The sequence below is a fragment of the Cohnella sp. GCM10012308 genome, from assembly GCF_042649185.1.
GTDB lineage: Bacteria > Bacillota > Bacilli > Paenibacillales > Paenibacillaceae > Cohnella.
The window spans coordinates 300,368-327,302 of the sequence record NZ_JBHRYU010000002.1; the positions used below are offsets into that span (position 1 = coordinate 300,368).

General features: G+C 58.4%; 23 protein-coding genes and 1 riboswitch. Of the genes, 2 read left to right on the plus strand and 21 right to left on the minus strand.

Annotated features, from left to right (window positions below; translation table 11 throughout):
- Positions 1-110: 110 nt before the first annotated feature.
- From ACFOTD_RS04515 to liaF, 9 genes are all read right to left on the minus strand, one after another.
- Positions 111-617 (minus strand): DUF2062 domain-containing protein, encoded by a 507-nt coding sequence (locus tag ACFOTD_RS04515; RefSeq protein ID WP_378116152.1) that lies wholly within the window; start codon positions 615-617, stop codon positions 111-113.
- A 46-nt stretch (positions 618-663) separates the two neighbouring features.
- On the minus strand, positions 664-1,614 hold the full coding sequence (locus ACFOTD_RS04520) for a 4-hydroxy-3-methylbut-2-enyl diphosphate reductase (protein ID WP_378116154.1): 951 nt from the start codon (positions 1,612-1,614) through the stop codon (positions 664-666).
- Positions 1,615-1,644: 30 nt separating this feature from the next.
- On the minus strand, positions 1,645-3,192 hold the full coding sequence (locus tag ACFOTD_RS04525) for a sensor histidine kinase (protein WP_378116156.1): 1,548 nt from the start codon (positions 3,190-3,192) through the stop codon (positions 1,645-1,647).
- Between the two features lie 3 nt (positions 3,193-3,195).
- The gene (locus ACFOTD_RS04530; protein WP_378116157.1) at positions 3,196-3,882 is read right to left on the minus strand and encodes a response regulator transcription factor; all 687 of its coding nucleotides are present in this window, start codon (positions 3,880-3,882) and stop codon (positions 3,196-3,198) included.
- Between the two features lie 70 nt (positions 3,883-3,952).
- The gene (locus ACFOTD_RS04535; protein WP_378116159.1) at positions 3,953-5,695 is read right to left on the minus strand and encodes a trypsin-like peptidase domain-containing protein; all 1,743 of its coding nucleotides are present in this window, start codon (positions 5,693-5,695) and stop codon (positions 3,953-3,955) included.
- A gap of 219 nt (positions 5,696-5,914) precedes the next feature.
- Positions 5,915-6,328: a YugN family protein gene (locus tag ACFOTD_RS04540; RefSeq protein WP_378116161.1), complete on the minus strand. Its 414-nt coding sequence runs from the start codon at positions 6,326-6,328 to the stop codon at positions 5,915-5,917.
- 228 nt (positions 6,329-6,556) lie between these two features.
- The gene (locus tag ACFOTD_RS04545; protein ID WP_378116163.1) at positions 6,557-7,234 is read right to left on the minus strand and encodes a response regulator; all 678 of its coding nucleotides are present in this window, start codon (positions 7,232-7,234) and stop codon (positions 6,557-6,559) included.
- A gap of 6 nt (positions 7,235-7,240) precedes the next feature.
- Entirely contained in the window at positions 7,241-8,281 is a 1,041-nt protein-coding gene (locus tag ACFOTD_RS04550) for a sensor histidine kinase (RefSeq protein ID WP_378116165.1), read from the minus strand.
- Positions 8,282-8,287: 6 nt separating this feature from the next.
- On the minus strand, positions 8,288-9,475 hold the full coding sequence (gene liaF, locus ACFOTD_RS04555) for a cell wall-active antibiotics response protein LiaF (RefSeq protein WP_378116167.1): 1,188 nt from the start codon (positions 9,473-9,475) through the stop codon (positions 8,288-8,290).
- 254 nt (positions 9,476-9,729) lie between these two features.
- Between liaF and ACFOTD_RS04560 the strand changes: the two genes are divergently transcribed.
- Positions 9,730-11,007: an ammonium transporter gene (locus ACFOTD_RS04560; RefSeq protein ID WP_378116169.1), complete on the plus strand. Its 1,278-nt coding sequence runs from the start codon at positions 9,730-9,732 to the stop codon at positions 11,005-11,007.
- Positions 11,008-11,138: 131 nt separating this feature from the next.
- Here ACFOTD_RS04560 and ACFOTD_RS04565 read toward each other — a convergent pair whose 3' ends face one another.
- The 12 genes from ACFOTD_RS04565 to metA all read right to left on the minus strand — a co-directional run bounded on the left by ACFOTD_RS04565 (position 11,139) and on the right by metA (position 25,335).
- Positions 11,139-11,480 (minus strand): hypothetical protein, encoded by a 342-nt coding sequence (locus ACFOTD_RS04565; protein ID WP_378116171.1) that lies wholly within the window; start codon positions 11,478-11,480, stop codon positions 11,139-11,141.
- Between the two features lie 95 nt (positions 11,481-11,575).
- Complete coding sequence (locus ACFOTD_RS04570; RefSeq protein ID WP_378116173.1) at positions 11,576-13,021, minus strand: methyl-accepting chemotaxis protein; 1,446 nt, start codon at positions 13,019-13,021, stop codon at positions 11,576-11,578.
- Between the two features lie 133 nt (positions 13,022-13,154).
- The gene (locus ACFOTD_RS04575) at positions 13,155-13,691 is read right to left on the minus strand and encodes an RNA polymerase sigma factor (protein WP_378116175.1); all 537 of its coding nucleotides are present in this window, start codon (positions 13,689-13,691) and stop codon (positions 13,155-13,157) included.
- Between the two features lie 83 nt (positions 13,692-13,774).
- Positions 13,775-14,317: a 3D domain-containing protein gene (locus ACFOTD_RS04580; RefSeq protein WP_378116177.1), complete on the minus strand. Its 543-nt coding sequence runs from the start codon at positions 14,315-14,317 to the stop codon at positions 13,775-13,777.
- Between the two features lie 60 nt (positions 14,318-14,377).
- Positions 14,378-16,318, minus strand: coding sequence for a threonine--tRNA ligase (gene thrS, locus ACFOTD_RS04585; RefSeq protein WP_378116179.1), 1,941 nt, complete (start codon positions 16,316-16,318; stop codon positions 14,378-14,380).
- Positions 16,319-16,758: 440 nt separating this feature from the next.
- Positions 16,759-17,595: a putative sporulation protein YtxC gene (locus tag ACFOTD_RS04590; protein ID WP_378116181.1), complete on the minus strand. Its 837-nt coding sequence runs from the start codon at positions 17,593-17,595 to the stop codon at positions 16,759-16,761.
- 822 nt (positions 17,596-18,417) lie between these two features.
- Positions 18,418-19,047 carry a hypothetical protein gene (locus tag ACFOTD_RS04595; protein ID WP_378116183.1) on the minus strand — a complete coding sequence of 210 codons (630 nt, stop codon included), beginning with the start codon at positions 19,045-19,047 and terminating at the stop codon, positions 18,418-18,420.
- A gap of 113 nt (positions 19,048-19,160) precedes the next feature.
- Positions 19,161-20,297 (minus strand): cyclic dehypoxanthinyl futalosine synthase, encoded by a 1,137-nt coding sequence (gene mqnC, locus ACFOTD_RS04600; protein ID WP_378116184.1) that lies wholly within the window; start codon positions 20,295-20,297, stop codon positions 19,161-19,163.
- Positions 20,298-20,410: 113 nt separating this feature from the next.
- Entirely contained in the window at positions 20,411-21,793 is a 1,383-nt protein-coding gene (locus tag ACFOTD_RS04605) for an EAL domain-containing protein (RefSeq protein ID WP_378116186.1), read from the minus strand.
- Positions 21,794-21,974: 181 nt separating this feature from the next.
- The gene (locus tag ACFOTD_RS04610; protein WP_378116188.1) at positions 21,975-23,144 is read right to left on the minus strand and encodes a PLP-dependent transferase; all 1,170 of its coding nucleotides are present in this window, start codon (positions 23,142-23,144) and stop codon (positions 21,975-21,977) included.
- Positions 23,141-24,307 (minus strand): PLP-dependent transferase, encoded by a 1,167-nt coding sequence (locus ACFOTD_RS04615; protein ID WP_378116190.1) that lies wholly within the window; start codon positions 24,305-24,307, stop codon positions 23,141-23,143. The genes ACFOTD_RS04610 and ACFOTD_RS04615 overlap by 4 nt, the downstream gene beginning before the upstream one ends.
- A 110-nt stretch (positions 24,308-24,417) precedes the next feature.
- Positions 24,418-25,335 (minus strand): homoserine O-acetyltransferase MetA, encoded by a 918-nt coding sequence (metA, locus tag ACFOTD_RS04620; protein ID WP_378116192.1) that lies wholly within the window; start codon positions 25,333-25,335, stop codon positions 24,418-24,420.
- 91 nt (positions 25,336-25,426) lie between these two features.
- Positions 25,427-25,543: riboswitch (SAM riboswitch) on the minus strand.
- A 414-nt stretch (positions 25,544-25,957) separates the two neighbouring features.
- On the opposite strand from metA, the gene corA reads away from it, so the two are divergent.
- Positions 25,958-26,893: a magnesium/cobalt transporter CorA gene (corA, locus tag ACFOTD_RS04625; protein ID WP_378116193.1), complete on the plus strand. Its 936-nt coding sequence runs from the start codon at positions 25,958-25,960 to the stop codon at positions 26,891-26,893.
- Positions 26,894-26,935: the final 42 nt, after the last annotated feature.

Here is a 26,935-nt window from a genome sequence, read left to right on the forward strand (position 1 = left end):
CATTCGCTTTCGCGCTTATACGCTTCGACGCTTATACGCTTTTAAGCGCTAAAGTAAATATAGACGATAAAACCCCGGGTGTCAATCCCCGGGGTTATCGCTTTTCCCTGTCACTCCATTGCAGGCTTGCTCGCTTCTATGACGATTTTTCTCGCGCGGCGCTTTTCTCTCCGTTTGCGCTTGAACGCCTGGACGCTGTACCAGATTGGGAAGAAAAACAAGACGCCAAGCGCGAGTCCGTCGATCATCCCCCCGACGATCATCTTAAGGTTAAACAGCAGAAAATGATTCACCTTCGCCGGCAGGAACGAGAAGTTCACCGCGAAGTGCGCTGGCATCACCGCATCCGCCACCATCTTGTTCAACACGGACATCGGAATGTAGATCAGCTTGCCGAAAACGAATCCGACCAGCGCCGAAGGCAAGTTGCCCCGAAGCAGATAGATCAGCGGAAAGATGAGTACGAACGAGGTTCCGTAGGTCGGCAGATTAAACATCTCGACGAACAGCCCGATCGCGAAACCCATCGCTATCGAATACGCTCCGCCCTTGGCACGAAGCAGCTTGACATACTGCAGCTTCAAATAGCGGATGAACTTGCGAAGACGTTGTTGCATGGCGCTCCTTTCTTGCGGCCTGCGGCGCCACTCAGCCAAGAAAGGCTCAGATGGTTGATTTTTCTCTAACCGTCGGCAGCAGCTTGCTCATGTTGACGGTGCGGCGGATCTCCCAGGTCGAAGGGTCGTTCTGATCATAACGCTCCAAGTATTGGATGACTTCCTTGGTCAGCGGCGTAGGCGTCGAAGCGCCGGATGTGACGGCGACACGTTCGATGCCTTCGAGCCACTCCTGCTTGATCTCGGTTACGTCCGAGACGCGGTAGGCCTTGACGCCGGAGATCTCCTCCGATACTTGGGCGAGTCGATTGGAATTGTTGCTCCGGGGGTCGCCCACGACGATGCAGAGCTGCGCATTCTTCGCTTGCTCGGCAACGGCTTCCTGACGAACCTGCGTCGCCAAGCAAATCTCGTTATGGACCTCCGCCCGGGGAAACGTCTCGAGCAGCTTCGAGATGAGATGTCGAATATCCCACTGCGACATCGTCGTCTGATTCGTTATTATAATACGGTCGCCGGCAAGTCGAAGTTCCGCAATTTCTGCTTCGTTCTCGATCAGATGAACGCGATCGGGCGCGATCCCGATGGCGCCTTCCGGCTCTGGATGGCCTTTCTTGCCGATATAAATGATGTCGTAGCCTTCTCCGACCTTCTCGCGGATCAGATCGTGCGTCTTCGTAACGTCCGGGCAGGTCGCATCCACGATCGTCAACCCTTTTTCTCTTGCCCTGTTGCGGACTTCCGGCGAAACGCCGTGCGCCGTAAAGATGACAGTGCCGGACTCGACGCCTTCGAGAATCTCGAGACGGTTCGCGCCGTCCAGCGTTATGATGCCCTCATCCTTGAAGGATTCGGTCACGTGGCTGTTGTGCACGATCATCCCTAAAATATAAATGGGGCGCGGCAGATCCAGGTTGCGCGCCGTCTGAAGGGCAAGCACCATGGCATCCACCACGCCGTAGCAATATCCGCGAGGGGAAATTTTGACGATCTCCATTTTTGTAACCCGCTTTCTCGCCCGTACCTGTCAGCTTTGTTCCGTGTCGGGAACAGCCGGGCGCACCGATGCCTCTATTATACCGTAATCGCGGCGTTCGGAAAAGTCGACGGGAAGCCAAATGGTAAAGCGGCTGCCGCCCTCGGGACGAGACTGGACATCCAGGGAAGCGCGGTGCATGTCCGCGATCCATTTGGCGATCGATAGGCCTAACCCCGTACCGGCTGTCTGACCGCGGGATTCGTCGGCCCGATAGAAGCGGTCGAAGATGCGGGGCATATCGGCTTTGGCAATGCCGATGCCCGTATCGGTGACGGACAAGCCTACGCGGTCCTCCTGACGGTACACCTCCAGGCGAACTTCGCCCGCGGGGGTGTACTTAAAACCGTTTTCGATGAAAATGAACAGCAGCTGCATGAGGTAATCCCGGTTGCCCACGACGCGTACGCCGGCAAGCGCATCCAGCGGACCGACGATCCACTCCGCCTTGCGCGGCAGAAAACCCGCTCTGCGGGACGCCTCTTCGACGAGCGGCAGCAGGTCGATCGGTTCCTTGTCCACGACGTAGCCGGCGTCCGCGCGCGCCAGCGACAACAGATCGTTGACGAGCCGGCTCATCCGCCGCGCTTCGTCCGATATGTCGTGCAGCGCTTCGCGCGACAGCTCCTCCCGCTCCGCCAAAGACAGCCGAGGCTTCACGATTGCGCTGTCCTGATCCTCTGCCGCGGCGCCGGAGCCCGTCTCCGACCATACCTTTTCCAGCAAATCCACATTGCCCCGAATCGTCGTCAGCGGCGTGCGCAGCTCATGCGAAGCGTCCGATACGAACCTGCGCTGGGCCGTGTTCGATTCTTCAAGTACATTATATGCTTTTTCCACCCGCTCTAGCATATGATTGAGCGTCCGGGTGAGCCGGCCGATCTCGTCCTGGCTCTCGCCGGGGATGCGCAGCTTCAGATCCGAACCGCTCTGTACGCGCTCCGCCGCCTCCGTGACCTTCTCGATCGGGCGCAGCGCTTTGCGCGCGAGGAAAAGGCCGATGACGAAGGCGAGAACGAGGCTGGCGAGGCCGGCGATCCAAAGAATCGTGCGCATTTGCGAAAGATAGCCGATTTCATTTTTTGTGTATGCGCCGACTTGAAGCAGTCCGATGATCGCTCCATTCTCGGGCATAACGAGCGCTTTCTCATAGATCACGAACGGATAACCTTTCAGCGTTTCCGAATGGTACCGGCCGGTCTTGATACCGTCGAACTCGGGATAGGCGAATTTGATCCCCAATGAATTCAAATTTGAAGTTTGCATGTCAATGCGGCCGCTCGGATCCTGTGTATAATTAATGGCTTGAGCCGCAATGCTGACGTCTAACGCATTAGAAGTCCGGATAAAAATCTTCAGGTCTCCTGCGGAGTTGAACGTCGAACCCACATAAACGTTTTCCGCTTCGTTCATCAGCCTGCTCTTGATGCTGCCCATCGTATTCTGATAAACGATCGCGTAAATCAGGATACCAAAAGCCACGAGTGCGCCCGCCAGCAACCCCGAGTACCACAAAGTCAGTCGAAGCCTGATCGACATGTCCTAGCTGTCTCCCTTCAGGACATAGCCCGCTCCCCGCACCGTCTGAATGAGTCGCTTGTCCCCGTATTCCTCCAGCTTCTGGCGCAGCATCGCCACGTAGACCTCGAGCACGTTGGACTCCCCGCTATAGTCGTAACCCCAGATCTTGTCCATGATCTGATCGCGCGAGAGGACGCGCTTCGGATTTTGCATGAACAGATGGAGCAAGTCGAACTCCTTGGCCGTCAGTTCGATCCGGTTGTCTCCGCGTATGGCCTCGCGGCCGTCGACGTCGAGCACCAGGTCGTCAAAGCGCAGCCGGTTATTCTCTCCGGCAGGCTCGGGGCGACGGCGCATGAGCGCGCGCACGCGAGCCATCAGCTCCTCTAGCGCAAACGGCTTCACTAAATAGTCGTCGGCTCCCAGGTCCAGGCCGCGCACGCGGTCCTGCACGTCGTCCTTGGCCGTCAACATAAGTACGGGCACATTGATGCCAGCAGTCCTCAGCCTGCGGCACACTTCCCAGCCGTCGATCCCCGGCATCATAACGTCAAGGATGACCAGGTCCGCGGATTTGTCCGCCACGATGCCAAGGCCTGCGGGACCGTTCGGCGCGGTGGAAACTTCATAGCCTTCGAAAGCGAGGCTGCGCCTGAGCAGCGAGGTGATCTTTTCGTCGTCGTCTATTACGAGAATATGCGGTCTCATGTGTTCCTCCGTCTAAAAGAATGGGGCAGTCTCGGCGACTGCCCCGTTAACGCTATTGTAGCAGAAAAGCTTATTGTTGTTGCTGTTGTTGCTGCGTCGATTGATCCTCGAAATCGCTCTTGTTGCCGATCGTAATCGTCAGATCGATCTTCTTGCCGTCGCGATAAACGTTCAGCACGCCCTTGTCGCCTACGGCCTTCTTCTGAATCGCGGCGATCAGCTCTTCCTTCGTCTTGTACGTCGTGCCATCCATGCCGAGGATCACGTCGTATTGGCGCAGGTCAGCCTTATAAGCCGGCGAGTTGTACAGAATGCTGTTGACGAGCGAGCCGTCCGTGCTGGACAGCCCCAGCTGGCGTGCAGCAGAGCTGCTGATATCCTGCAGCGTCGCGCCGATGAACGGAGACGGCTTCGCCGGAATCTTGGTGTTGGATTTCAGGTTATCTAGTACTTCGGTGATCGTGCTTGTCGGAATCGCGAAACCGATGCCTTGCGCCTGCGAGCTGACTGCGGTGTTGATGCCGATGACTTCGCCGTTGAGATTAATCAGCGGGCCGCCGGAGTTGCCGGGATTAATCGAAGCGTCGGTCTGCAGCAGATGCTCGTAATTGCGCGTGCCTGCCGTATCCTGAATACTGATCTGACGCTCGTTGGAGCTCAGTACGCCTACGGTGACCGTGTGGTCGAAGCCGTACGGATTGCCGATCGCTACGACCCAGTCGCCCATATTGGAAGCGCCGGAATCGCCAAGCTTAAGCGTCGGGAAGTCCGTGCCTTCGATCTTAAGCACCGCGAGGTCCAGATCGTAGCTCGAGCCGAGCAGCTTAGCCGTATATGGCTCCTGGTGGCCGGTAACGGTAACTTTGATCTCGTCTGCGTCGGCGATCACGTGCTGGTTGGTCAGGATATAGCCCGTGGAGTCGAAAATGAAGCCCGAGCCCATGCCTTCCTCCTGCAGCGAGCCGCTTCCGTCCGATCCATCGCCGCTGCCGCTGCCGTTGCCGCCGTTTCCGCCGGAGCCGTCGCCATAATCATCGCCGAAAAACTGACGGAACAGCGGATTGTCGTCCATCCAGCTGTAGCCGTTGCTGCTGCGGCTGGAAGCCTTGACGTAGGTTTCGATTTTAACGACCGCCGGGCTTGCCTGCTCGAAGATCTTCGAAATGTTGTTCGGCCGAACCGTATCGGTGACATTGGCTACCGTCTTGGCGCCGCCGTTGTCGCTGGACGTCGATACTGCCGCCGATGCCGGTGCGGCGGCCTTGGAGCTGAACCAGTCGCCGCGGTCGGCCGCGAACATCAGTCCGCCGACGACGACCACGCCAGCCATGAACGAAGCGAATACCGACCGGAGCGAGGATCTGCGCGGCGGCTTGGAGGCCTCCCAGTTCCTGCCGTTGCCCGATACGGTGAAAGGCCGGTACTCCCTGTCGGCCGGCTGGACCGCCGGCGTCGCCGGACGTTCGCTCGCGCTGCCGCCGGTGCCGCTATCATAGGATGAACCATAGGACGCGCTGCGCTCCCGATCGGATCCGAAAGGACCGTAGGTGAACCGGGTTTCTTCTTCTCTGGGAGACGTGTACCCGGATTCGTTAGGAGACGAATACCTGGATTCATTAGGGGACGAATACCCGGATTCCGGCGTATCCGATCCGGAGGCCACTTCGCTGTGCCCTTCCTCGCGTGCGTCCGTTTGGTCCGCATACCGGAATTCCGGCCCTTTCGCCGTTCCCCCCTCGCCGTTCTCTTCGCGTTCATTGCCATATCGGAACCCGAAGAGATTGTCTTCCGGTTTTTTGTTCTGATCGTCCATGTTCAATTCCTCCCATGTCGCCGCGGCGTCAGCGCCTGCGGCCGTTGTTCTTCTTGACTACATATTCGCCTACTTACCTTAAAACAATCTTAAAGTGAACTGAATCAATATTAAAAAAGTAAAAAAAAGAGAAACGCCCTCCGTATGGCCGGAGGGCTGTCGCTTGGATATCCGGTTCACTCTAAAGGATGCTCGCATAGAAAATCCGGTCGAAATCCGTCAGTTTAAAAATATTTTCTCCGCTTGCTCCAGCACTCTCTCCGCTTCGCGGATCCATGAATCGTCGATCTCGGCATCTGGATTGGAAGGCGCGGCGAACTGGTCGAAAAATCCGCCCAGCGTGCGCGGCTGCGCATCCTGGTCCAAGCCCTCCTCGTATTCGTGCCTCAGGACATAAGGTTGGCCGAACCGGATGATCGCGTCGGTCTTCACCGCTTCCGCGTCGAGCTCGCCGCGTTCGACCTCAAAGGGGAGCCGCAACCAGACCTTGTGCTCTCTGTCGAGCGCCCGATCGAGAGAGCCGGTCTTGTAATCCCAGTTGCCGCCCAAGTTAAAGCCCAGATCGTCGAGGCCTTCCTGCGCCTGGATGTAAGCGACCTGCGTCGAGGCAAGTCGCGATGACAGCTGCTGCATGGGAATTCCGCCTTTTTAGCCATAGAATGCCCGGATGAGCGGCAAGCTAAACCTTACTGGCATTGCCATGGCGCATCGTTATTCCGCCATTTCAGCCTGCCACGCTTCAAATAAGAATGCAGGCGCATCGTTATTCCGTCATTTCAGCCGGCCCACGCTTCATATAAGAATGCGGCGCATCGTTATTCCGCCAACGCTATTGCGCTCGCCCCTTTTTCAGCGCATCTCTTACGCCTTGGCCCATCCCTTGCGGTGCGCAAATATGGCAAGCTGCGTCCGGTCCTCGAGCTCGCACTTCATAAGAAGGTTGCTGACGTGCGTTTTCACCGTTTTGATGCTGATATGCAGCTCGTCCCCGATCTCCTTATTGGACTTGCCCTCGGCGATAAGCAGCAGCACCTCCCTCTCGCGCTCCGTCAAGCCTTCGTCCTCGTCCTGCGCCGTCCGGCGGCGAAGGCCGCGCGTCAATGCCTGCGATACGTCGCCGCTCATGACCGGCATTCCGCGCAGCGCTCCCTGCATCGCGTATACGAGCTCGTCCGCCGACACCGTTTTGAGCACGTAGCTGACGGCACCCGCTTCAATCGCCGCTACGATCTTGTCGTCCTCCAGGAAGCTCGTCAGTATGATGATCCGTACATGCGGATACTTGGCCAGCATCGCACGGGTCGACTCGACGCCGTCCATGCCGGGCATCATCAGATCCATCAACACAAGCTGGGGGACACGGCCGCCATAAGCGCCCGCGTCGAGCCGGTCGATCGCCTCCTGGCCGCCCGCGGCCTCTCCGATCACCTCGAACCGCTCGTCCAGCATCAGATACGTCCGGATGCCGGCCCTGACCATCTCGTGATCGTCTACGATCAATACGCCGCTCGGGCTCTGCATCGCGCTTAATCCGCTCATTTCCGATTATCCCCTTCCGTTTCCTTCGATCGCTTGGGCGAACTTGGGCAACCCCACCTTAATTCGCGTGCCGGAGCCGGGCTTGGTCGCGATCTCGACGTCGCCGCCGAGCTGGATCGCGCGCTCGCGCATCGTCGTCAACCCGTACGAGCCCGCCTTGACCTGATCTGCGCTGAACCCTTCGCCGTCATCGTCGATCGACAGCAGCACCTGCCTGTCGGTCTCTCCCAGCACGAGCCTGACTTCATCCGCTCCCGAATGCTTCATAACGTTTGCCATCGCCTCTTGAATGATTAAAAAGAGCTGATGCTCCATAGCTGGCGGCAGCGCGGCGGACACCCGCACGTCGAGCGTGCCCTGCATGCCGTTTTGCCGGCAGTAGTCCGGGAACCAGTGGTCCAGCGCTTCCGGCAAGGTCCTGCCCTGCAGCTCCAGCGGCCGCAATTGCGCGATCAGACCGCGCATCTGGCGCTGCGCGGCCTTGGACATTTCAATGAGCTGTTGCATGACGCGGCCCGCATGCTCCGGGTTTTTGTCCACGAGCGCCGGCAGCGCCGATGCGCTCATATGGATCGCGAACAGCTGCTGGCTTACCGTATCGTGAAGGTCCCTGGCCAGCCGCCTGCGCTCCTCGAGCACCGCCTCCTCCACGGTGGCCGCCTTGCCCATCACTTCCTTCTCGCCCAGCTTCTGCAGCAGGCGGAGCCGTTCGGCCAGCCCCTGCTGCAGCCGGTTGAACTCGCGGTACGCGCCGGCGAAAGCGTCGGTACGCTCCTCCGGCAGCCGCGCTTCCCAGTTGCCGGCGGCCGACTGCTTGAGCGCCTCCTGAAGCGCGTCGATCCGGCTCTGATATCTACGGCCCCGGAAGTAGGCGCTGACGATCCGAACGGCGATCAGCAGCGGGATCAGCCTATAGATCGCCGGCCCCGCCGGCAACGCCTCGATGTGAGGCCGCCACAGGCCGTATATGACGGCCAGCACGACGGCACCCGAAATCGCCGCATAGAATGCCCACTCCCACTTAATGTTGCGAAGCAGCTTAGGCATCTGTCGTTATCCCACCTTCGTCACGCGCACGTCGCCGATGAAGCAGCTGACGATCAGCACCACTTGTTTGTCCGTATCCTGAAATCCGGGCGTCTCCGCCGACATTTGGTTGAACACGCCTCCGCGCTTTTGCTCCAGCACCTTCACGTCTCCGATCAGGCAGCTCGAGACGACGCGAATGCCGACGCTATGATCGCCGGGTACATACGCCTTGACGTCCCCGATGAACGCCGACACGTATATACGGGTCTCGCCGACCGGAATGTGGGCGCGGGTCAAATCGATCGTCGTGTCGCCGATAAAATGCGAGATACTCATCGGCTGAAGCTCCCACATCTCTTGTCCGATATGAACGTCGCCGATAAAGCGGCTGTGGTCGATCCGGGATCCCCGCGGCGAGTGGCCTGGCGGCCGATGGTATTCCTTCCACATCCGGTCGGACTCGCCGCCAGAACCATAGCCTTCGTGATCGAAATGACCATGCCTCGCATGACGCTCCTGTACCTTGGCGCGGCGACGATCGTGATGCTCGCGCTGCTTGGCGTGGATTCGTTCGACCCGCTCCTGCATGCGAGAGTTAAAGTTGTCCAGACGTTCCTGACGCCGCTCCATCCGCTGACCGATCCGATCGGCCGGATCCCAGCCCCGATCCCTCGGGCGGCTCTCACCAGGTTCTCCATCGCGCGCTTCTTCCGTGTGCCGATCAACCGGAGCGGGTTCCTGCGCAAACGCATTCGGGCTGTCATACGGCTGCGGCGGAGGGGGCGGCGGCAGCGGCGCTTCAAACGGATTCGGGGCGGGTGGCGGCGTCACCTCGTTCCATCCGCTCTCCTCCCACTTTTTGTTCTTCCGTCCGCAGCCGCTACCTCTGAACACCATGTTGAGACCTGCAATAATAAGCGCGGCCGGAATGGCGAAGCGGATCAAATCGCCCAGCTCCCAATGGAGCCAGCCCAGGTTGCGTCCCAGGAAGAAAAGACCCATCAACACGACGATCGAGTTCCAGCCGAAGCCGTTCCTCCGTTGTAGCAGCATGCCTTGAAGGCCAAAGAAAATCATCAAGACGGGCCAGTAGTTCGAAAATAGATAACCGATATCCACTTCGATGACCCCGCTCTGATTCAATAAGAAGATCAGGCCGCCGCCGATCAGAATAAATCCCCAAAAAATGCGATGAAGCACGGACTGCTGCATAGGGGTTCCTCCGTTTTTCTGTACGATTGGGTTCTGCTGGTTACATTATAAAGGAAAGTCGCGGAGCTTCCATAGCGGCGCGGGATGGAACTTGCCTCGGTCTCGGGACGGAGTCGTTCCCCGGACTTTCGATTATGTCATTTTTCATAACATGTTTCGTTGACATATATGACTTCTAAATATATAATTTGGTCGTATTTTTATTCTTCTTGTAGGCAAGCGACAAAAAATCGAATCATTCTGGGGGAAGTAGAATGACGTTGGAGACGCTCTCCAGCGGCGTCGATACAATATGGGTTGTATTGACCGCCGCAATGATCTTATTGATGGAAGGCGGCTTCGCGCTGCTCGAAGCAGGCTTCGTCCGGCAAAAAAACGCGGTAAGCATCATCATGAAGGTATTCGTGGACATCTCGTTCGGCGCTCTGCTGTTTTACGCCGTCGGCTTCGCGTTGATGTACGGCAAGGACGCCGGCGGATTAATCGGAACTTCGGGCTTTGCGATGAAGGGCGATTGGTCGCATCTAAGCCTGAACATTTCGACGGACACCTTCTGGCTTTTCCAAAGCGCCTTTGTCATCGCAGTCATCTCTATCGTATCCGGCGCCGTCGCCGAGCGCATCCACTTCCGCGCCTATATCGTCTATACGATCATCATGACGGGGCTGATCTACCCGATCTCCGGTCACTGGATCTGGTCCGCGGGAGGCTGGCTCGCCAAGCTCGGCATGGTCGACTTCGCCGGTTCGGCGGCGATTCACGCCTTGGGCGGCTTCGCCGCGCTTGCTGCAGCCTTGTTTCTCGGACCGCGCATCGGCAGATTTTCCGAGGACGGCCGGGTCAATATCGTCCCGCCCTCCAACCTCCCGCTCGCCTCCGTCGGCGCCTTTATCCTCTGGTTCGGCTGGTTCGGCTTCAATTCGGGGAGTACGCTCAGCGCAACCAATCCCAACATCGGCCACATCGCCGTTACGACGATGCTCGCCTCCGCAGCAGGCAGCGCCGCCTGCATTCTGTTTACCATTTTGCGCTACCAAAAAGCGGACCCGCCTACCGTCATTAACGGCGCGCTCGCCGGTCTTGTCGGCATTACCGCGGGCTGCGCTTTCGTGTCGGACGGAGCGGCCATCTTCATCGGCGCATTCAGCGGCATTGCGATGGTGCTTGCGACCGAATGGCTCGAGCGGCGGCGCGTCGACGATCCGGTAGGCGCCTTCGCCGTTCACGGAGTATGCGGCAGCATCGGCACGCTCGCCGTCGGGCTGTTCGCCGTGCCGAGCCTGTCAGCCAACGCCGGACTGTTTTACGGCGGAGGCTGGAAGCTGCTGGGCGTCCAGGCGCTCGGACTTGCCGTGGTCGCGGTATGGGGCTTCGCGCTCACCTGGGGCGCGCTTAAGCTCATCAATGCATGGCGTCCCGTACGCGTCTCCCGCGACGAGGAGCTTGTCGGTCTCGACGTCGGCATCCATGGCGTGCCCGCGTACAGCCAGGAGCATGACTTCCTTGATATAGAGCGATTGAGGAACGAATAACTTCGGACGCCGCGCAGGTCGACAGCCCGCTTCATGCCATTCGTTCCAGATCGCCCGCTCCGCAACAAAAAAGCTTTTCCGAACGCACCCTCGCAGGTGCCCGGAAAAGCTTCTTTATGCTCCGCAAATCTTTATTCTTCTATATAGTCGCCGTTCAGCTTCATCGCCTCGTACCGCGCAATCTCCTCGCGCAGCTTCCTGGCCTTTTCAAGCGGCTTTTTGACGTAATGGATATATTCGACCGCCGCATGGTGATCCGGCTTTTTGCCGCTCAGGAACTTGCGAAAGGTGGACATCGTCCGGTAAGCCTGCTCTTCCTTCTGCACGCGGCGCTCATAGCGCTGGACCATCTGCTCGATCTCCGCGACTTCCTCAAGCCGCTTCTCGATCAGAGCGTCGACCAGCGAGTGCACCTCCGCTTGCCGGGACAGCGCCGCCGATGGCGGGATTCCTTGCACAACGGGCTTTGTCATGAAATATCACCTGTCTATTCTTGTGAAGATTCATCACACGTAAGCCAATTGTATCGGAAAACAGCCAGCATGAGAACCCTTATGTCAGCTATTTTTTAGGAAGAGATGACAATGTCGATCCCGATGACCCCAATCGGGCGTCCATCTTCTCCTTGAAGCGGCGTCGATACCGTCACGCAGGGCTTTTTCGTGATCGCGGACAGGTATACCTCCGATACGAAAATCTCTCCATCCATCGCTTTTTTCCACCATTCCCTGCTGCGCGCGTTGAGCAAGCCCGCTACCGGCTCGGAAAAGACGAAGGAGCCGTCCGCCCGGTTGGACCAGATCGCTTCTACGCCGGCCGTCTGCGCCAGCCAGCCGGAGAGTACTCGGCGATGAATGTCCTCGCTCAGTCCGCTCAGCGCGGGATCGGCCGCCATGGTCGTCAGAAACTGCATCCACCGTTCTTTTTCCGCGAGTCCGGTATCCGACCACACCTTGCCTCCGGCCTGATGAACCGCGCCGATCAGCTCGTCCGCCGCCGTCTTAAGCTCCGTCGATACTCTCCCGAGCTTGGCGGTCTCGTCGCGCTGCTTAAGATTCTGGGCAAGCGTATCGTCGATGCTGGACATCATCTGATTGACGGAGTCGACGACATCCTTCAGCATCGCATTGGCCGCGGAAGTCCGGCCCGCTTGCTCCGCCGCCGCGGTCAGCGTCTTGCCGACCTGCCCGTCCACTTTGACGATATGGTTGTAGATCGCGTCCATCCGGTCCCGATTGACCTGCATCTCGGCGAGGCCGCGCGCGACCGACTGCTTCTCCTCGGCCACCGACGCGACGACCTGCCGGATGCCCGCCTCGATGTTGCGGACGATGCCCGACGAGCGCTTGACCGCGACGCTGCTCTGCTCCGCGAGCTTGCGGATCTCCTGCGCTACGACGGTGAATCCGCTGCCGTATTCGCCCGCATGCGCAGCCTCGATGGCGGCGTTCAGCGCCAGAAGGGAAGTCTGCGAGACGATCTCCTGGATCAGCTCGTTCATCTGCGTAATCTTAGAGGCTTCGGCGATGAGCGCGCTCACCCGTTCCTCCATCGTGCCGTGATGGGCCGCTAGATCGTTCATGACCTCGTCGGTCTGCAGCATCGACTTGCATACATCGATCACGACGTCCCGGGCTTCCCGGCTTTGCCTGCTCATGCCTTCGGAGGTCGCGCGGATCTCCTCCGAAGCGGCCGCCACTTCTTGCAGCGCCGAAAACGCTTCGTCCAGACGCCCGGAAGCAAGCCTGCTCTGCTGTCGCAGCCGATCCTCCTGCACGGCGGAACGGTCCGCGATCGCTTCCAGCTGCCCTACGCTCGAATCCACCTCGCCGACCGCGGCCTGGAGCCGGTCGGAAATGACGACGGCTTCGCCGACCATCGTCCGCAGCTTGTCCTGGTCCGCGTCATGCCCCGCTCCCGCACTCCCCGCCGATACGGCGGCAGCCGTATCTGACGCCGTCCGCTTCGCTTTGGCCCCGTCCGTTCCGTTGAACCATTTCCGCCATCCGGTCATTGCGAATCGCCCCCGCCTTCCGTCGGCATTTTCTACACCGATCGACATAATGTAATAATTGCTAACATTATATCTGTCCACAGGGCAAAATAAAAGAGGAACCTCACGGTTCCTCTCGGTTATATTCGAATCGCTATAAATCCATGGCTCCTGCGCCGCCGGCTTCGGCCTTCAGCCTCGCCTTCCCCCGGTGGATGCGGGCTTTGACGGTCCCGACCGGCACCTGCAGGGCAGCCGCGATCTCATCGTCCTTGAACCCGTAATAAAACTTGTAAAGCAGCAGCGTGCGCGTCGCCGGCTCCAGCCGCCCGAGGATATCGGTCAGCTCGGCCATCGTCTCCGGCTCGCTCAGCCTGCCGGCCCCGGTCTCGCCGGCCGCATAAGCTTCGCTCAGCTCGCTGACGGGCTTGACGCGCCTGGCGCGGTTGGCGTTCAGCGCCAGATTGGCGGCGATCGTCTTCGCCCAAGGGATAATCTTGTTGCTCTCCCGGAGCGTGTCACGCTTTTCCAAGATTCTAACCCATGCTTCCTGGACCACGTCGATCGCGTCGCTCTTGTGATGAAGCCTGTGACGGGCCACCCGCAGCATCTCCCGATACAGCTCGTTCAGAAGTTCGTCCTCGATAGCGGATTGTTCGCGACTTCCGATTTCTCCGCGGGAGTTCGTCATGCCTCAATGTCACTCCTTAGGCCTTTTGATCCTCATCTCCTTTATTTTAACATATGGATTCCGATCGTAATATCATAATTATACTAAGAATCGAATTTTTTGTCGGACAAGTCCTGGCCCGCCACGGCGACCTCGTTCATCTCGTCCAGCATCGTCTCCGTCACTCTCCCGCTGCCTCGGCGGATGACTTTGACCTCGACCTGCTTTTTCCCCCACTCCTTGAACACCTGCCGGGTCGACGGGAAATAGAGGTCGATTCTTCTCCCCTTGATCCGCGAGCCGGTATCCGCGACGCAGCCGTAGCCGTAGCCCGGAATATAAAGGAGCGTTCCCAGCGGAAATACGCGCGTATCGGCCGCGATCGTCGATACCTTGCTGCGCCTCACTTTGACGCCTGAATAGGTCACGCCGTATTGCGGGTGCCCCGGGCGTTTGCCCGTCGACTCGACACCTGCCGTGTAGCCGGTCGCCAGTACGGATACGGTAGCGGGATTCGATTCTTCCCGTTCTTCTTCCGCTGTCGCTTCTGCGGCCGCGCGCGGGACTTCGGACGAAGTCCATGCGGCAGAGACGACGAGAAGCACTATGGCCGATCTGAAAAAAAAGCTTGCGGGCATCGGTAGCATTCCTCCTAGAGGGAGAATGCCCCAAGCCCGCAAGCTTTATTCATCGTTAGACGCTAACGGTCAATCGGTGCGCTTGCTGTCGATATCCCCCTTGATCCGCGCGATAAAAGCGTCGATCGGCTCAGCGCCGATATCGCCCTCGCCCCGGCGGCGTACGGATACGGTGCCGGCTGCGGATTCGTTCTCGCCCACGACGAGCATATATGGCACTTTCTCAAGCTGCGCCTCGCGGATTTTGTAGCCGAGCTTCTCGTTGCGCAGGTCCGCCACGACGCGAACGCCGGATTCGCGGATCTTGTCCTCGAGCTCGCGCGCGTATGCTTCGAACGCTTGGCTGACAGGCAGGATCTTGGCTTGCACCGGGCACAGCCACACCGGCAGCGCGCCGGCGAAGTTCTCCAGCAGGAACGCGGTCATGCGCTCCATCGTGCTGATGATGCCGCGGTGGATAACGACCGGGCGGTGCTTTTTGCCGTCGTCGCCGACATACTCAAGCTCAAAGCGATCGGGCAGGAGCACGTCGATCTGAGCGGTCGACAGCGTCTCTTCCTTGCCAAGCGCCGTCTTCACCTGTACGTCCAGCTTCGGTCCGTAGAACGCCGCCTCGCCTTCCGCCTCGAAGTATGGCAGGCCAAGCTCGTCGACGACTTCGCGGAGCATGCGCTGCGTCGTTTCCCACATGTTGTCGTCCGGCCAGTACTTCTCCTTGTCCGCGGGATCGCGGTAGGACAGCCGGAAACGGTATTCTTTAAGGCCGAAGTCTTCGTATACGCGCTGGATCAGCTGCACGACGCGCTTGAACTCTTCCTTGATCTGGTCGAGGCGGCAGAAGATATGCGAGTCGTTAAGCGTCATCGCGCGCACGCGGTGAAGGCCGGTCAACGCGCCGGACATCTCGTAGCGGTGCATCGTGCCGAGCTCGGCGATCCGGATCGGCAAGTCGCGATAGCTGCGCATCTCGCTCTTGTATACCATCATGTGATGCGGGCAGTTCATCGGACGCAGGACGAGTTCCTCATTGTCCATCTGCATCGGCGGGAACATGTCCTCCTGGTAGTGCTCCCAGTGCCCGGAGATTTTATACAAGTCGACGTTTGCGAGCACCGGCGTATATACGTGCTGATAGCCGAGCTTCTCCTCCAGATCGACGATGTAGCGTTCGAGCATCTGGCGGACCTTGGCGCCGTTCGGCAGCCACAGCGGCAGTCCTTGGCCGACTTCGCGGGAGAAGGTGAACATGCCCAGCTCCTTGCCGAGCTTGCGATGATCGCGCTTCTTCGCTTCCTCGAGGAAATGAAGATGCTCGTCCAGCTGCGCCTTCTTGGCGAAGGCGGTGCCGTAAATGCGCTGCAGCATCTTGTTCTTGCTGTCTCCGCGCCAGTATGCGCCCGCTACGCTCAGCAGCTTAAACGACTTGATGCGGCCGGTCGAAGGCAAGTGCGGCCCTCGGCACAGGTCGAAAAATTCGCCTTGGTCGTAAATCGTAATCTCCGCTTCTTCCGGCAAGCCGTTAATCAGATCGAGCTTGAGCGGATCGCCGAGTTCCGTGTAAATGCGGAGCGCTTCTTCGCGGCTCACGACGCGGCGGACGATCGGCAGGTCCTGCTTGACGATCTTCTCCATCTCGGCTTCGATCTTCGCCAGATCGTCCGGCGTAATCGATTGCTCCATGTCGATGTCGTAATAAAATCCGTCTTCGATCACCGGACCGATGCCCAGCTTCACGGCGGTATCGCCGTAAATGCGCTTGATCGCTTGAGCCATGAGATGAGCGGTACTGTGACGCATGACTTCGACGCCGTCGGCGGAGTCGAGCGTCACGATCTCGACCTTGGCATCCGGCGTCAGCTCGGCGTTCAGGTCGACGACTTTGCCGTCGAGTTTGCCGGCTACGGCATTTTTCTTCAATCCCGGGCTGATCGAACCGGCGACGTCGGCGATGTTGGAGCCGCCCTCGTATTCGCGGACCGCTCCGTCGGGCAGCTTGATTTGTACAGTCATTGCGTTGGCCTCCTTGGCTGCGTGGAATAAGTGTATGGGGACAAATCAACGCAAAAAAGCGCCCGTCCCCGGTAAGGGACGAGCGCCTGTTCATGGCGTCCGTGGTTCCACCCTCGTTCAACCGCCGAGCCTGCCGCCCAAGGCGGAGTACGGACGATTCTCTAGGCATGAGTAACGGTCATGACCCGGCAGTTCTTAATGGCGATACGCGCTTCTCCGCCCGGTCGATTGTATAAGACCTATGCAGGAATGGCACTCGCGTTAGGAGCTGCAGCTCGAAAGGGGTCGACGCTTGCCGTTGCCGGAAGGAACTTGCAGCCTAAGGTTCCTCTCTCTGGGCCGTCCGTTGCAGCGCCGCTGTCTTTCTCACAGCCGATACGATGCATTATACCCGTAGCGAGCCGCATGCGTCAAGCGGGCTGCAGCCTCGGTTGCCCGCTTCAGCGCGGTACAGGATGGTCGCAGATAGCGGCTCTCTCGCCAAAAATACCCATCAGCGTCCGCACGACCTGCGCATCCGGTTCGTCCGTATGGATGTAAAGTCTCCTCGGGCTCGCGGCGAGCAGCCTGGTGACCAGCAAGCTCTCGCGGTCCTGCTGATCGGATGCCGCTTGCAGGATCGGTTCCGTAACCTGTTCGTCCTGCAGCGGACGCATTTTCTCGTCGAGCAGCGTCGGACCTTGTCCGCCGCCATGCAGCACGTGGATGGCCGGCAGTCCCGTCTCCTGTCCCTTCACCATCGATTGCAGCAGGCGCATGAACTCCTGATATTGCCGGTCCATGAGCATTTCTTCGATCGCCGTTTCGGCGGCTTCCCTAATCTCCTCCAAATGCTCGCGCATGCGAAACCGCATGAAGCCGTCCAGATGGAGCGAGCCGTTGCGCCACATAAAATCGCCGAGCTTCACGGCGATCTTGACCAGTCGCAGCTTCCGGCCTTCGCCGGGGACCACTTCGGGATCGACCGCCTCGCCCTCCGGCAATTCCCCATTTAACAGAACGATCGCTTCCCGCATACCCGTTTTGATTTCCTTCTGGTCGCGCGTGCCTAACCTGCGCTGCATAAATCGCTCAAGCGTCTGAGGCTCCTTGACAGCCAGCACAAATTCCGCCAGCACCATGCCGACCTTGTCGCAAAATTCCCTTTGCCCCGCGGAAATATCGAGCTTGCACACGATCGCATCGCCCCGTTCGGCGAGGCGCCAAGGACCTTGTCCTGCGCTATCGGCCAGTCCCTCAAAGGCATCGTTCATCATGCGCTGTAGCCTGCTTCTCATTTCCAGGCCCCCGTATAGACTAACGGCCCACTGCTCCCTGTTCATCCGCGCACCCCCGACTTCCTGTTCTTAAACTATATGGTGACCGGAATCGCCATATACGATCGCTCGCCGCATGTGGTATATTTTATTAATTTTCGGCTGGTAAAATGCGGATTCGGCGGAGATGATTTTGGGGCTCGCGGAAACGGGTTGGTTGAATGGGGCAGAAGGACATGAAGAGGTAATGCGGCCCGCGTTTCAGGGCGATCGCCTGCTCTACGGGAGGCGATGAGACCAGGCGGCCGACGATTAGGACGATCGCCTGCTCTACGGGAGGCGATGAGACCAGGCGGCCGACGATTAGGGCGATCGCCTGCTCTACAGCAGGCGATGGGGCCAGCCGACCGACGATTAGAATGATCGCCTGCTCTACAACAGGCGATTGAGCCAGGCGACCCGCGTTTCCGGCGATCGCCTGCTATACGGGAGGCGATCGGACCATCCGGTCCTCGTTATGGATGTTCGTCTGCTCTACAACAGGCGATGAGCGATTCAGTCTTCCAATTGGCAGTAGGTACGATTTTCCCACTAAAGCGAGACATCCAATGCTCGACTCATTTACAATATCGTTATCTCGGCAGGGCTAGTTTGGAGGAAAAAAAATCCCATGAAGTATGAAAAAACCTTGCTAGAAAAAGGCTGGTACAGCATGAGCGGAACTTATTATTAAGGGAGGAACAAACATCGTATCACACTTCGTTATTACTGCAAAAGTTGTTGCAAAGATATACAATTGCATGATTTGCGGCACAAAAAGTTCTTTCAATAAAAATCCGACTTTTAATGATTTACAAAAGTCATGTCAAGTATTTCCTCGGCATACGAATCCCATTTCCCCTCATCCGTGTTAATCTCTAAAGTAGGAATGAGCGAATCGCTTGCACACCTGCGAAGCCTTTCTTGTTCCCCTAAGAACTTCTCGCAAATCTCAGCTACCCCACCGTGATCCTCCATCACATATGACTTCCAAGCTTCGCCGCGGCTTTCGATAAATCTCGGTTCAACGGCGTCAGGGGATATCGTCAGCAATATGCAGCGAGCATTCATTTTTGATAGGCGTTTTTCTAGTACGCCGATTTCTTCCGACCCCGTAAATGCGCCTCGATGATTTAAATGGAACCTCTCCAACAAATAAAATATATCGTTCGATCGTTTCAAATGCCCCAGAGATCCAATCCATTCGTCTTGCTGCTCCAGATAATCTACATGGCGTTTTAACAGCTGCAAGTGTTCATCCTTCCCCATCGATCTCAATACGCCTTGGTAGGAATGCAAAACTTGCGAATAGTGTTCGCTTAACGCAACGACCGATTGTTCCACGCCTTGATTTTGACTGTGCAGTTTTTTGATCGCCGCAAAAACGGATGTTTTTCCGGTGGTGGACAACCCTTCAATAATGATGCCTCTCATCGTGTTCACCCCTTCGCTTTGCCTGATGCCTCAAACAATACACAAAAAAACGCTTATCCGGACGCTTTCCCCGAGGGGCAGAAGCTAGATAAGCGTTAAAAACGTACATTCTATCAGTTCTGCATAATAAAGTCCCGCGCGACGCTCTCGTCCTCGTTGTACACCTTCAGAATCTCGTACCGCGTGTTGCGCTGCGCAGGGATCTTGCCTGCCTCGCGGATGAGCTTAAGGATGAGTTCGATGTTGACTTTATGCGTAGTGCCGGCGGCCGAGACGACGTTTTCTTCCATCATCGTGCTGCCGAAGTCGTTGCAGCCGTAGGTAAGCGACAGCTTGCCGATCTCCGGCCCCATCGTAACCCAGGAGGACTGGAAGTTGTCGATATTGTCGAGCGCGATGCGGCTGATCGCCAGCGTCTTCAAATATTCCTCGGGCGTTGCCTTCTCGCGCTTCATGTTCGTATTGTCCGGCTGGAACGTCCACGGGATGAACGCCAGGAAGCCCTTGGACGGATAGCCGTTGTTCAGGCACTCGTCCTGCGCCTCGCGGACCCGCAACAGATGAAGCGCGCGCTCTTCCATCGTCTCGCCGAAGCCGATGACCATCGTCGCGGTCGTGTTCATGCCGATCTTGTGCGCGGTCGTCATGACGTCCATCCAATCGCGCCACGAGCCCTTGAGCCGGCTGATCTTCTTGCGCGTGCGGTCGTCCAGGATCTCGGCGCCGCCGCCCGGCAACGAGTCGAGTCCCGCTTCATGAATCTGCCGGATGACCTCCTCGAGCGACAAGCCGTCCGAGACGTCCATCATCTTATGAATCTCCGCAGGGGAGAAGGAGTGCATCGTAATACCGGGGAAACGCGCCTTGATCTTGCGCAGCAGATCCAGATAATAGCCGAACTTGAGGTTCGGATTGGTGCCGCCCTGCATCAGAATCTCGGTGCCGCCGACGTCGACCGTTTCTTGAATCTTTTGCAAAATCAGCTCATCCGGCAGCACGTAGCCCTCGTTGGAGCCCGGCGCGCGGTAAAAGGCGCAGAAACGGCAATATACGTCGCAAATATTCGTATAATTCACGTTGCGGCCGACCACGAACGTCGTGATCGGATCCGGGTGGCGGCGCATCATCAGCTCGTTCGCTGCCGCTCCCATTTTCTCGATCTCTTCCGATTCGAACAGCTTGACGACATCTTCCAATTCCAAGCGCTGGCCCTGCAGCGCGCGTGATAGTATTCCATCCACCGCACTCATCGTTCAAGCCTCCTTCACTATGCCCTTATTCTAACGCTGTTCGCCGTCCTTGTCATGCATTTCTTTGTGAAATAAATCACGATTGCTGACGAACAAAAAGGTGCCTCCCACAATCAGGAAGCAACCAATCCGCGGCGGCTTTGTATCCGTTCCTTCATTTCATCGAAAATCCCGCGCTCATGTTCGTGCATAAGCGGATTCGGGCGCGCAAAGTAATAGCCTTGCCCCATGCTCACGTTGAGCCGGAACAGCACGTCCGCTTCTTCCTCGCGTTCGACGCCTTCGGCCACGACATCGCAGCTCATCTCGCCCGCAGCGGTCACGATCGCGCGCAGCAAGCTTTCCTTGACCTTGTACCGATCCACGAACTGGATGACCGAGCGATCGATCTTGATCAGCTCCGGCATCAGCTCGCCGATCCACTGCAAGCTCGAGTAGCCCGACCCTGCGTCGTCGATCGCGAAGCGATACCCCTTCTCGCGGAACCGGTCCAAAATCTTGGACATCTCCCCCAGATCGTGAATCTCGTGCCGCTCGGTGATCTCAAGCACGATCTGTCCGGCCGACAGCGACGGGTGCCGGTCGAGGCACTGCTCCAGATGCGCCATAAACAACGGATGCGCCAACGTCACCGGCGTGACGTTCAGAAATACGGGCTCGCTGATGCGCCGGCTCGCGATCTCGTCCAGAGCATGCCGAATGACGATAAATTCCAGCTTGCTGAGCAGCTTGCTCTGACCGGCGAAGCGAAACAGCTCGTCGGGCATATGGAACACGCTCGCGGCCGGACCTCGCGTCAGGATCTCCCAGCCGTACACGTCGCCGCTTCTAAGATCCATGATCGGCTGCGCCAGCACCGAGATCCGGCCTTCGGCCAGAATCTCGTCCAATTGCCTCCTGGCCTCGATCACCTGGGGCGTGACAGCTCCCGTAGCCAGCGCCAGCGCGAAATCGAACGTTTCCTTGAACAGCGCCGACGCGTCCGGAGCCGAAGCCCAGACAGCGCTCGATACCGGCACGTAAGTGCCCGTCAGCTGCCATTGCTCGGCGGCTTCCGGCATGGCGGCTGCGGTGCCGCCTTCGAATGCATGGCGCAGCAGCTCCAGCCTGCGGAACAGCGAGACCGGCACGAACGCCTCCTCCGGATCCTGGGGCGCGCTGACCAGCACGACATAATCTTGCGGACCGTACTGATCCATGCCGATCAGCTCCCGCTTGCCGAACTGCTCGCGCGCAAGCAACGTGAGCTGCCTCCGGCTGGCGGCGGACAGCCGCTTTTCGTCTTCGCGGCCATGCTGCCGATGCTCGGGATCGAACTTGCTCTCCCAGCGGTACAATGCTAAAAAGCAGGCTTCTCCGCGACCGAGACGCCGCCGTAGAAGAGATAGGATCGGCCGCCGGATCGTAAAATCCGGCGGGAAGGCGTTTAACCGGCGATCCGGTAGAAATGCCTTGGCAATCGTCTTCAATCTCTCAAGCAGCATCGTCGCGGTCACGTCCTCGCCTGCCTTGTCTTATCGATTCGTTATAGTTGCATGGGTCTTGTCGAATATTGTTATTTTATCACGAATCGGAATGCTCGGAAAGGCGAATTATGGAAGCCGCTTACTAGCCGGCCTCCTGCCGGTCCCTAGCCCGTCTCTAACCGCCCAAACAATGGCTAAGGCCTGTTCTTCTTTACTCTTCCAACGCCTGCGCGAGATCGCGAATCAGATCGTCGATATCCTCGAGCCCGACCGAATAGCGCACGAGTCCGTCGGTAATGCCTCTCGCCGCCCTTACTTCCGCCGGCATCGCGGCATGGGACATCATGGCCGGATAAGACAGGATGCTCTCGACCGCGCCGAGGCTGACAGCCACGATCGGAATACGAACTTTGCCGAGCAGCTTCTTCGCCTTCTCACCGCTCCCCGCATCGAACGAGACGACGGCGCCGTAGCCTTGCGACTGCCGCTCGTGAATGTCCTTGCCCGGATGTCCGTCCAGTCCCGGGTAATAGACGCGCGCCACGCCCGGATGCTCGCTCAGCCACTGCGCCAGCTTGCGCGCGCCGCGCTCGCTCGCTTCCATGCGCACCTGCAGCGTCTTCATGCCGCGCATGAGCAGCCAGCTCTCCTGCGTGCCGAGCACGGTCCCCAGGCCGTTCTGCAGCGCCTTGACCCGCTTGCCAAGCTCTACGTCGGACGTCACGATCAAGCCCGCGAGCACGTCGCTGTGCCCGCCCAGAAACTTGGTCGCGCTATGCAGCACCAGGTCGACGCCAAGCTCGATCGGACGTTGGTGGTACGGCGTCATGAACGTATTGTCCAGCATCGTGAGCAAGCCTTGTTCCTTGGCCCAGCCGGCGACCCGCTTGATGTCGGTGATCTTGAGCGTCGGATTGGACGGCGTCTCCATGAACAGCGCCTTCGTATTCGGCCTGCGGGCCGCGACGACCTGCTCGAAGTCCGTCATGTCGACGAAGGTGGATTCGATCGCGAGCCGGTTGAGCACGGTCGTCAGCAAGCGGTAAGTGCCGCCGTATACATCCTCCGTGACGATGACGTGATCGCCTGCCGACAGCAGCAGGAAAGCCGTCGAGATCGCCGACATGCCGGAGGAAAACGCGAATCCGCGCGTTCCGCCTTCCAGCAGCGCGATATAAGACTCCAGCGCTTCGCGCGTCGGATTACCCGAGCGGCTGTAGTCGTGCTTGGGCGGCTGCTCCAGGTCGAAGTGGTGAAAGGTCGACGCCTGGTAAATCGGCACGCTGGACGCGCCCGTCGCTTCGTCGATCTCCGATCCGAAGTGAATCAGCTTGGTGGCGAACTCGCGGTCTCCCGCGTGTCGGTTGTTCGGATGCGTCATGCGCCTTCCCCTCCGATCTCAGCTGTCGCTGCCTCGATGGCCTGGCCCAGATCGGCGATCAGATCGTCGATATGCTCGATGCCGACGGAGAAGCGCAGGAGACGGTCGTCTACGCCGACCTTTCTGCGAATCTCCTCGGGAATGTCGGCGTGCGTCTGCACCGCCGGATAAGTCAGCAGCGACTCGACGCCGCCGAGGCTCTCGGCGAACGCAATCAGGCGCAAGTGGCGCAAAATCGGCTCGACCGTACGGGCGTCCTTCATGCGGAAGGAGAAGATGCCCGTGCTGCCCGAAGCTTGTCGTTTTTGAACGTCATGACCCGGATGCGCCGGGAGCGCGGGGTGGTATACCGAATCGACGGCCGGGTGCTCGGCCAGCCACTCCGCCAGCTTGACGGAATTATATTCGTGACGTTCCATCCTTAGCGCGAGCGTCTTCATGCCCCGCATCAGCAGCCAGGAATCCTGCGGCCCGAGCACCGCGCCGATGGAGTTGTGCAGGAACGCCATCTCGTCGGACAGTGCTTGTCCCTTCGTCACGATCAGTCCTGCCAGCACGTCGTTGTGGCCGCCCAAGTACTTGGTGGCGCTATGGATGACGATATCGGCGCCGAGCTCGATCGGACGCTGGAGATACGGCGTGAGCAGCGTGTTGTCGACGATCGTCAGCAGCCCGTGCACCTTGGCCCAAGACGTTACCGCGGCGATGTCCGTAATCATCATAAGCGGGTTGGTCGGCGTCTCGATCAACACCGCGCGGGTAGCGGGCGTGCGCAGCGATTCGAGCGCGTCGAGGTCGTTCGTGTCCACGTATGACGCAGTCACGCCGAAGCGGGACATGATCTTCTCCAGCAGCCGGTAAGTGCCGCCGTAAAGGTCGAGCGAGACGATCAGGTGATCGCCTTGCTTGAAAAGAGCGAAGATCGTCTGGAGCGCGGCCATGCCGGAGCTGCAGGCGAATCCGCGGTCTCCGCTCTCAAGCTGCGCGGCCGCTTCTTCGAGCACGGCTCTCGTCGGGCTCTTCGTGCGGGCGTAGTCGAATCCCGTGCTTTGTCCGAGCTTGGGATGGCGGAACGCGGTCGCTTGATACACCGGGAAGCTCACGGCCCCTGTCGCCGGATCCTCCTGCGAACCGATTTGGGCAAGACGGCTTTCGATTTTCATAAATAGTACTCCTCCATCTTCATTAGGTTAGGCTTGCGCCCGCTAACGCGATCGATCTCGCCGTCTTTACGCATGCATGCGTATAAGCGCTACTCCTGCGGCTCCTCCGCTCAGATGCCCGCGCCCAGGTCGTACGGCGTCTCCTGGTATACATAGTAATTCAGCCAGTTGGAATACAGCAGGTTCGCGTGCGCGCGCCAGGTCGACAGCGGCATTTTGGACGGATCGTCCTTCGGGTAATAATTTTTCGGCACGTCGATCCGAAGTCCCTTGGCCTTGTCGCGGTCGTACTCCCACTTCAGCGTGTTCGGGTCGTACTCGGAATGTCCGGTAACGAATATCTGCTTGCCCCCGCGCGACGCCACGATGTACACGCCCGCTTCCTCGGATTCGGCCCACACCTCGAGCTGCTGCACTTTATCGATATCCTCGCGCCTTACCTCGGTGTGCCGGGACTGAGGCACGTAGAACATTTCGTCGAATCCGCGCAGCAGCGGCACGTTGCGCCTCGCGATCGTATGCGGGAACACGCCGAACAGCTTTTCTTCAAGCGGCAGCTTAGGCACGCCGAAGTGGTGATACAGGCCGGCTTGGGCGGCCCAGCATATATGGAAGGTCGAAGTGACGTACTTCGCGCTCCAGTCCATAATATCTTTTAGTTCTTCCCAATAGTTGACCTCTTCGAAAGGCAAAGTCTCCACGGGCGCGCCCGTGATGATCAGACCGTCGTAACGCTGGTGGGAGATCTCGTCGAACGTCTTGTAGAAGCTCTCCAGGTGCTCGGAAGAGGTGTTCTTGGACGTGTGAGTCTTTGGATGAAGAAGCACGACTTCCACCTGCAGCGGCGTATTCCCGATCAACCGCAATAGCTGCGTCTCGGTCGTTTCCTTCGTCGGCATCAGATTCAGTATCGCAATGCGAAGCGGCCGAATATCCTGGTGGTAGGCGACGCTTTCGTCCATGACGAATATGTTTTCTCCGGCCAAAATCTCCTTGGCGGGCAAATTGTCGGGTACCTTGATGGGCATAATATCACTCCTAATCAGGTGTGTTGGCAAAACAAAAGACCCGCTTTCGTCAGAAAGGGGTCGTCGTGAACAAACGGTTACGCGATCGCCTCTCTCATCTCCCAGAAACGTTCGAAACGAACGTCTTCGCAAGAATTAGCACCGTGCGTACGCTACGCCGGTTGCCGGGCTTCATCGGGCTAGTCCCTCCGCCTGCTCTTGATAAGATGGGCAAAACTATTCGGTTGTAGAGGTTAAACTACAATTAATGTAACCGATCGGCCCGCTTCCGTCAAGCGCCTAGACAGCCGCGATAAATTGTCCTTGAAAGGGATGAAGCGGAGGATTATACTTAACACGGATTGCGCCCGGACAGGGCGAATTCGCTGTTAAGCATCGATCCGAAAAACGGAAGGGGGGAGCCGGTCATGGAAGGAGATCATCCTGGGCCAAGTCGCATATTAAGATGCATTGCCGCAGGACGAGAGTCCGCCACCGAAGCCCCGCGCTTGCCCGGCTCCGCCGAGTAAACCCCTTCGCACGCGGATGTTCGCCCTGCATAATACGACAGCGCCGTACCAATGCGACCTTAGACAGGCGCGCCGGACGGCGCTTAAGCCGATTATGACAAGGAGCGATATCCATGAAAATCCGCCTGGTCCGTCAAGGCGTATTCACGACTGTTGAAGATATTACCGAAACGCTTATTCCGCCTGATGAAGGCTTCTACTGGATCGACGCGGATATCGACGATCTGGTCGTCCTGCAGCCGCTGTTCGGCATCCACGATCTGGCGGTCGAAGACTGCATGACCGAGGAAGAGCAGCGCCCCAAGCTTGAGGTTTACGAGAGCCATTATTTTCTGGTCATCAATAGCATCCGGTTCGACGACGAGGAGATTTTCCTCCGCGCCTTGAACGTCTTCCTCGGCAAGCATTATCTGATCACCGTGACCCGCCAGAAGATCAACGAGCTGCGCAGCATCAAGCCGATTCTCTGGGAGCAGGAGGTCAACACCGCCGACAGATTGATGTACCATCTCGTCGATATCGTCGTCGACAATTACTTCTCCGTCGGCGACCGGATCGAAGCCCGCATCGAGCAGCTCGAGGAAGATATTCTGATGCACACCAAAAAATCGCATCTGACCGAGATCATCGGGCTGCGAAGCGAGATTTTGTGGCTCAAGAAAGTGCTCGGCCCGCAGCGCGACGTCATCGCTACGCTGAACAAGCGGGACCTCAGGCTTATCGATCACCAGCTGCAAAAGTACTTTATCGACATTCACGAAAATGCCGTCAAAATCTACGAAACGTTCGAAACGTACCGGGATCTGATGGGCAACTTGCGCGAAGCCTACCAGTCCAGCGTCGCCAACCGCGCCAACGAGATCATGCGCGTATTCACGGCGCTGACGACGATCTTCATGCCTCTTACTTTCCTCACGGGGGTATACGGGATGAACTTCGATTACATTCCCGGGATGCACGACCAGTACGGCTCCGTCGTGCTGCTGTGCATTATGATCGGCCTTGGCTTCGGCATGTTCTATATATTCCGCAAGAAGGATTGGCTATGAACGACGCCGGCCCTTTACCTCAGACAAGGCGCTCCCGATAAG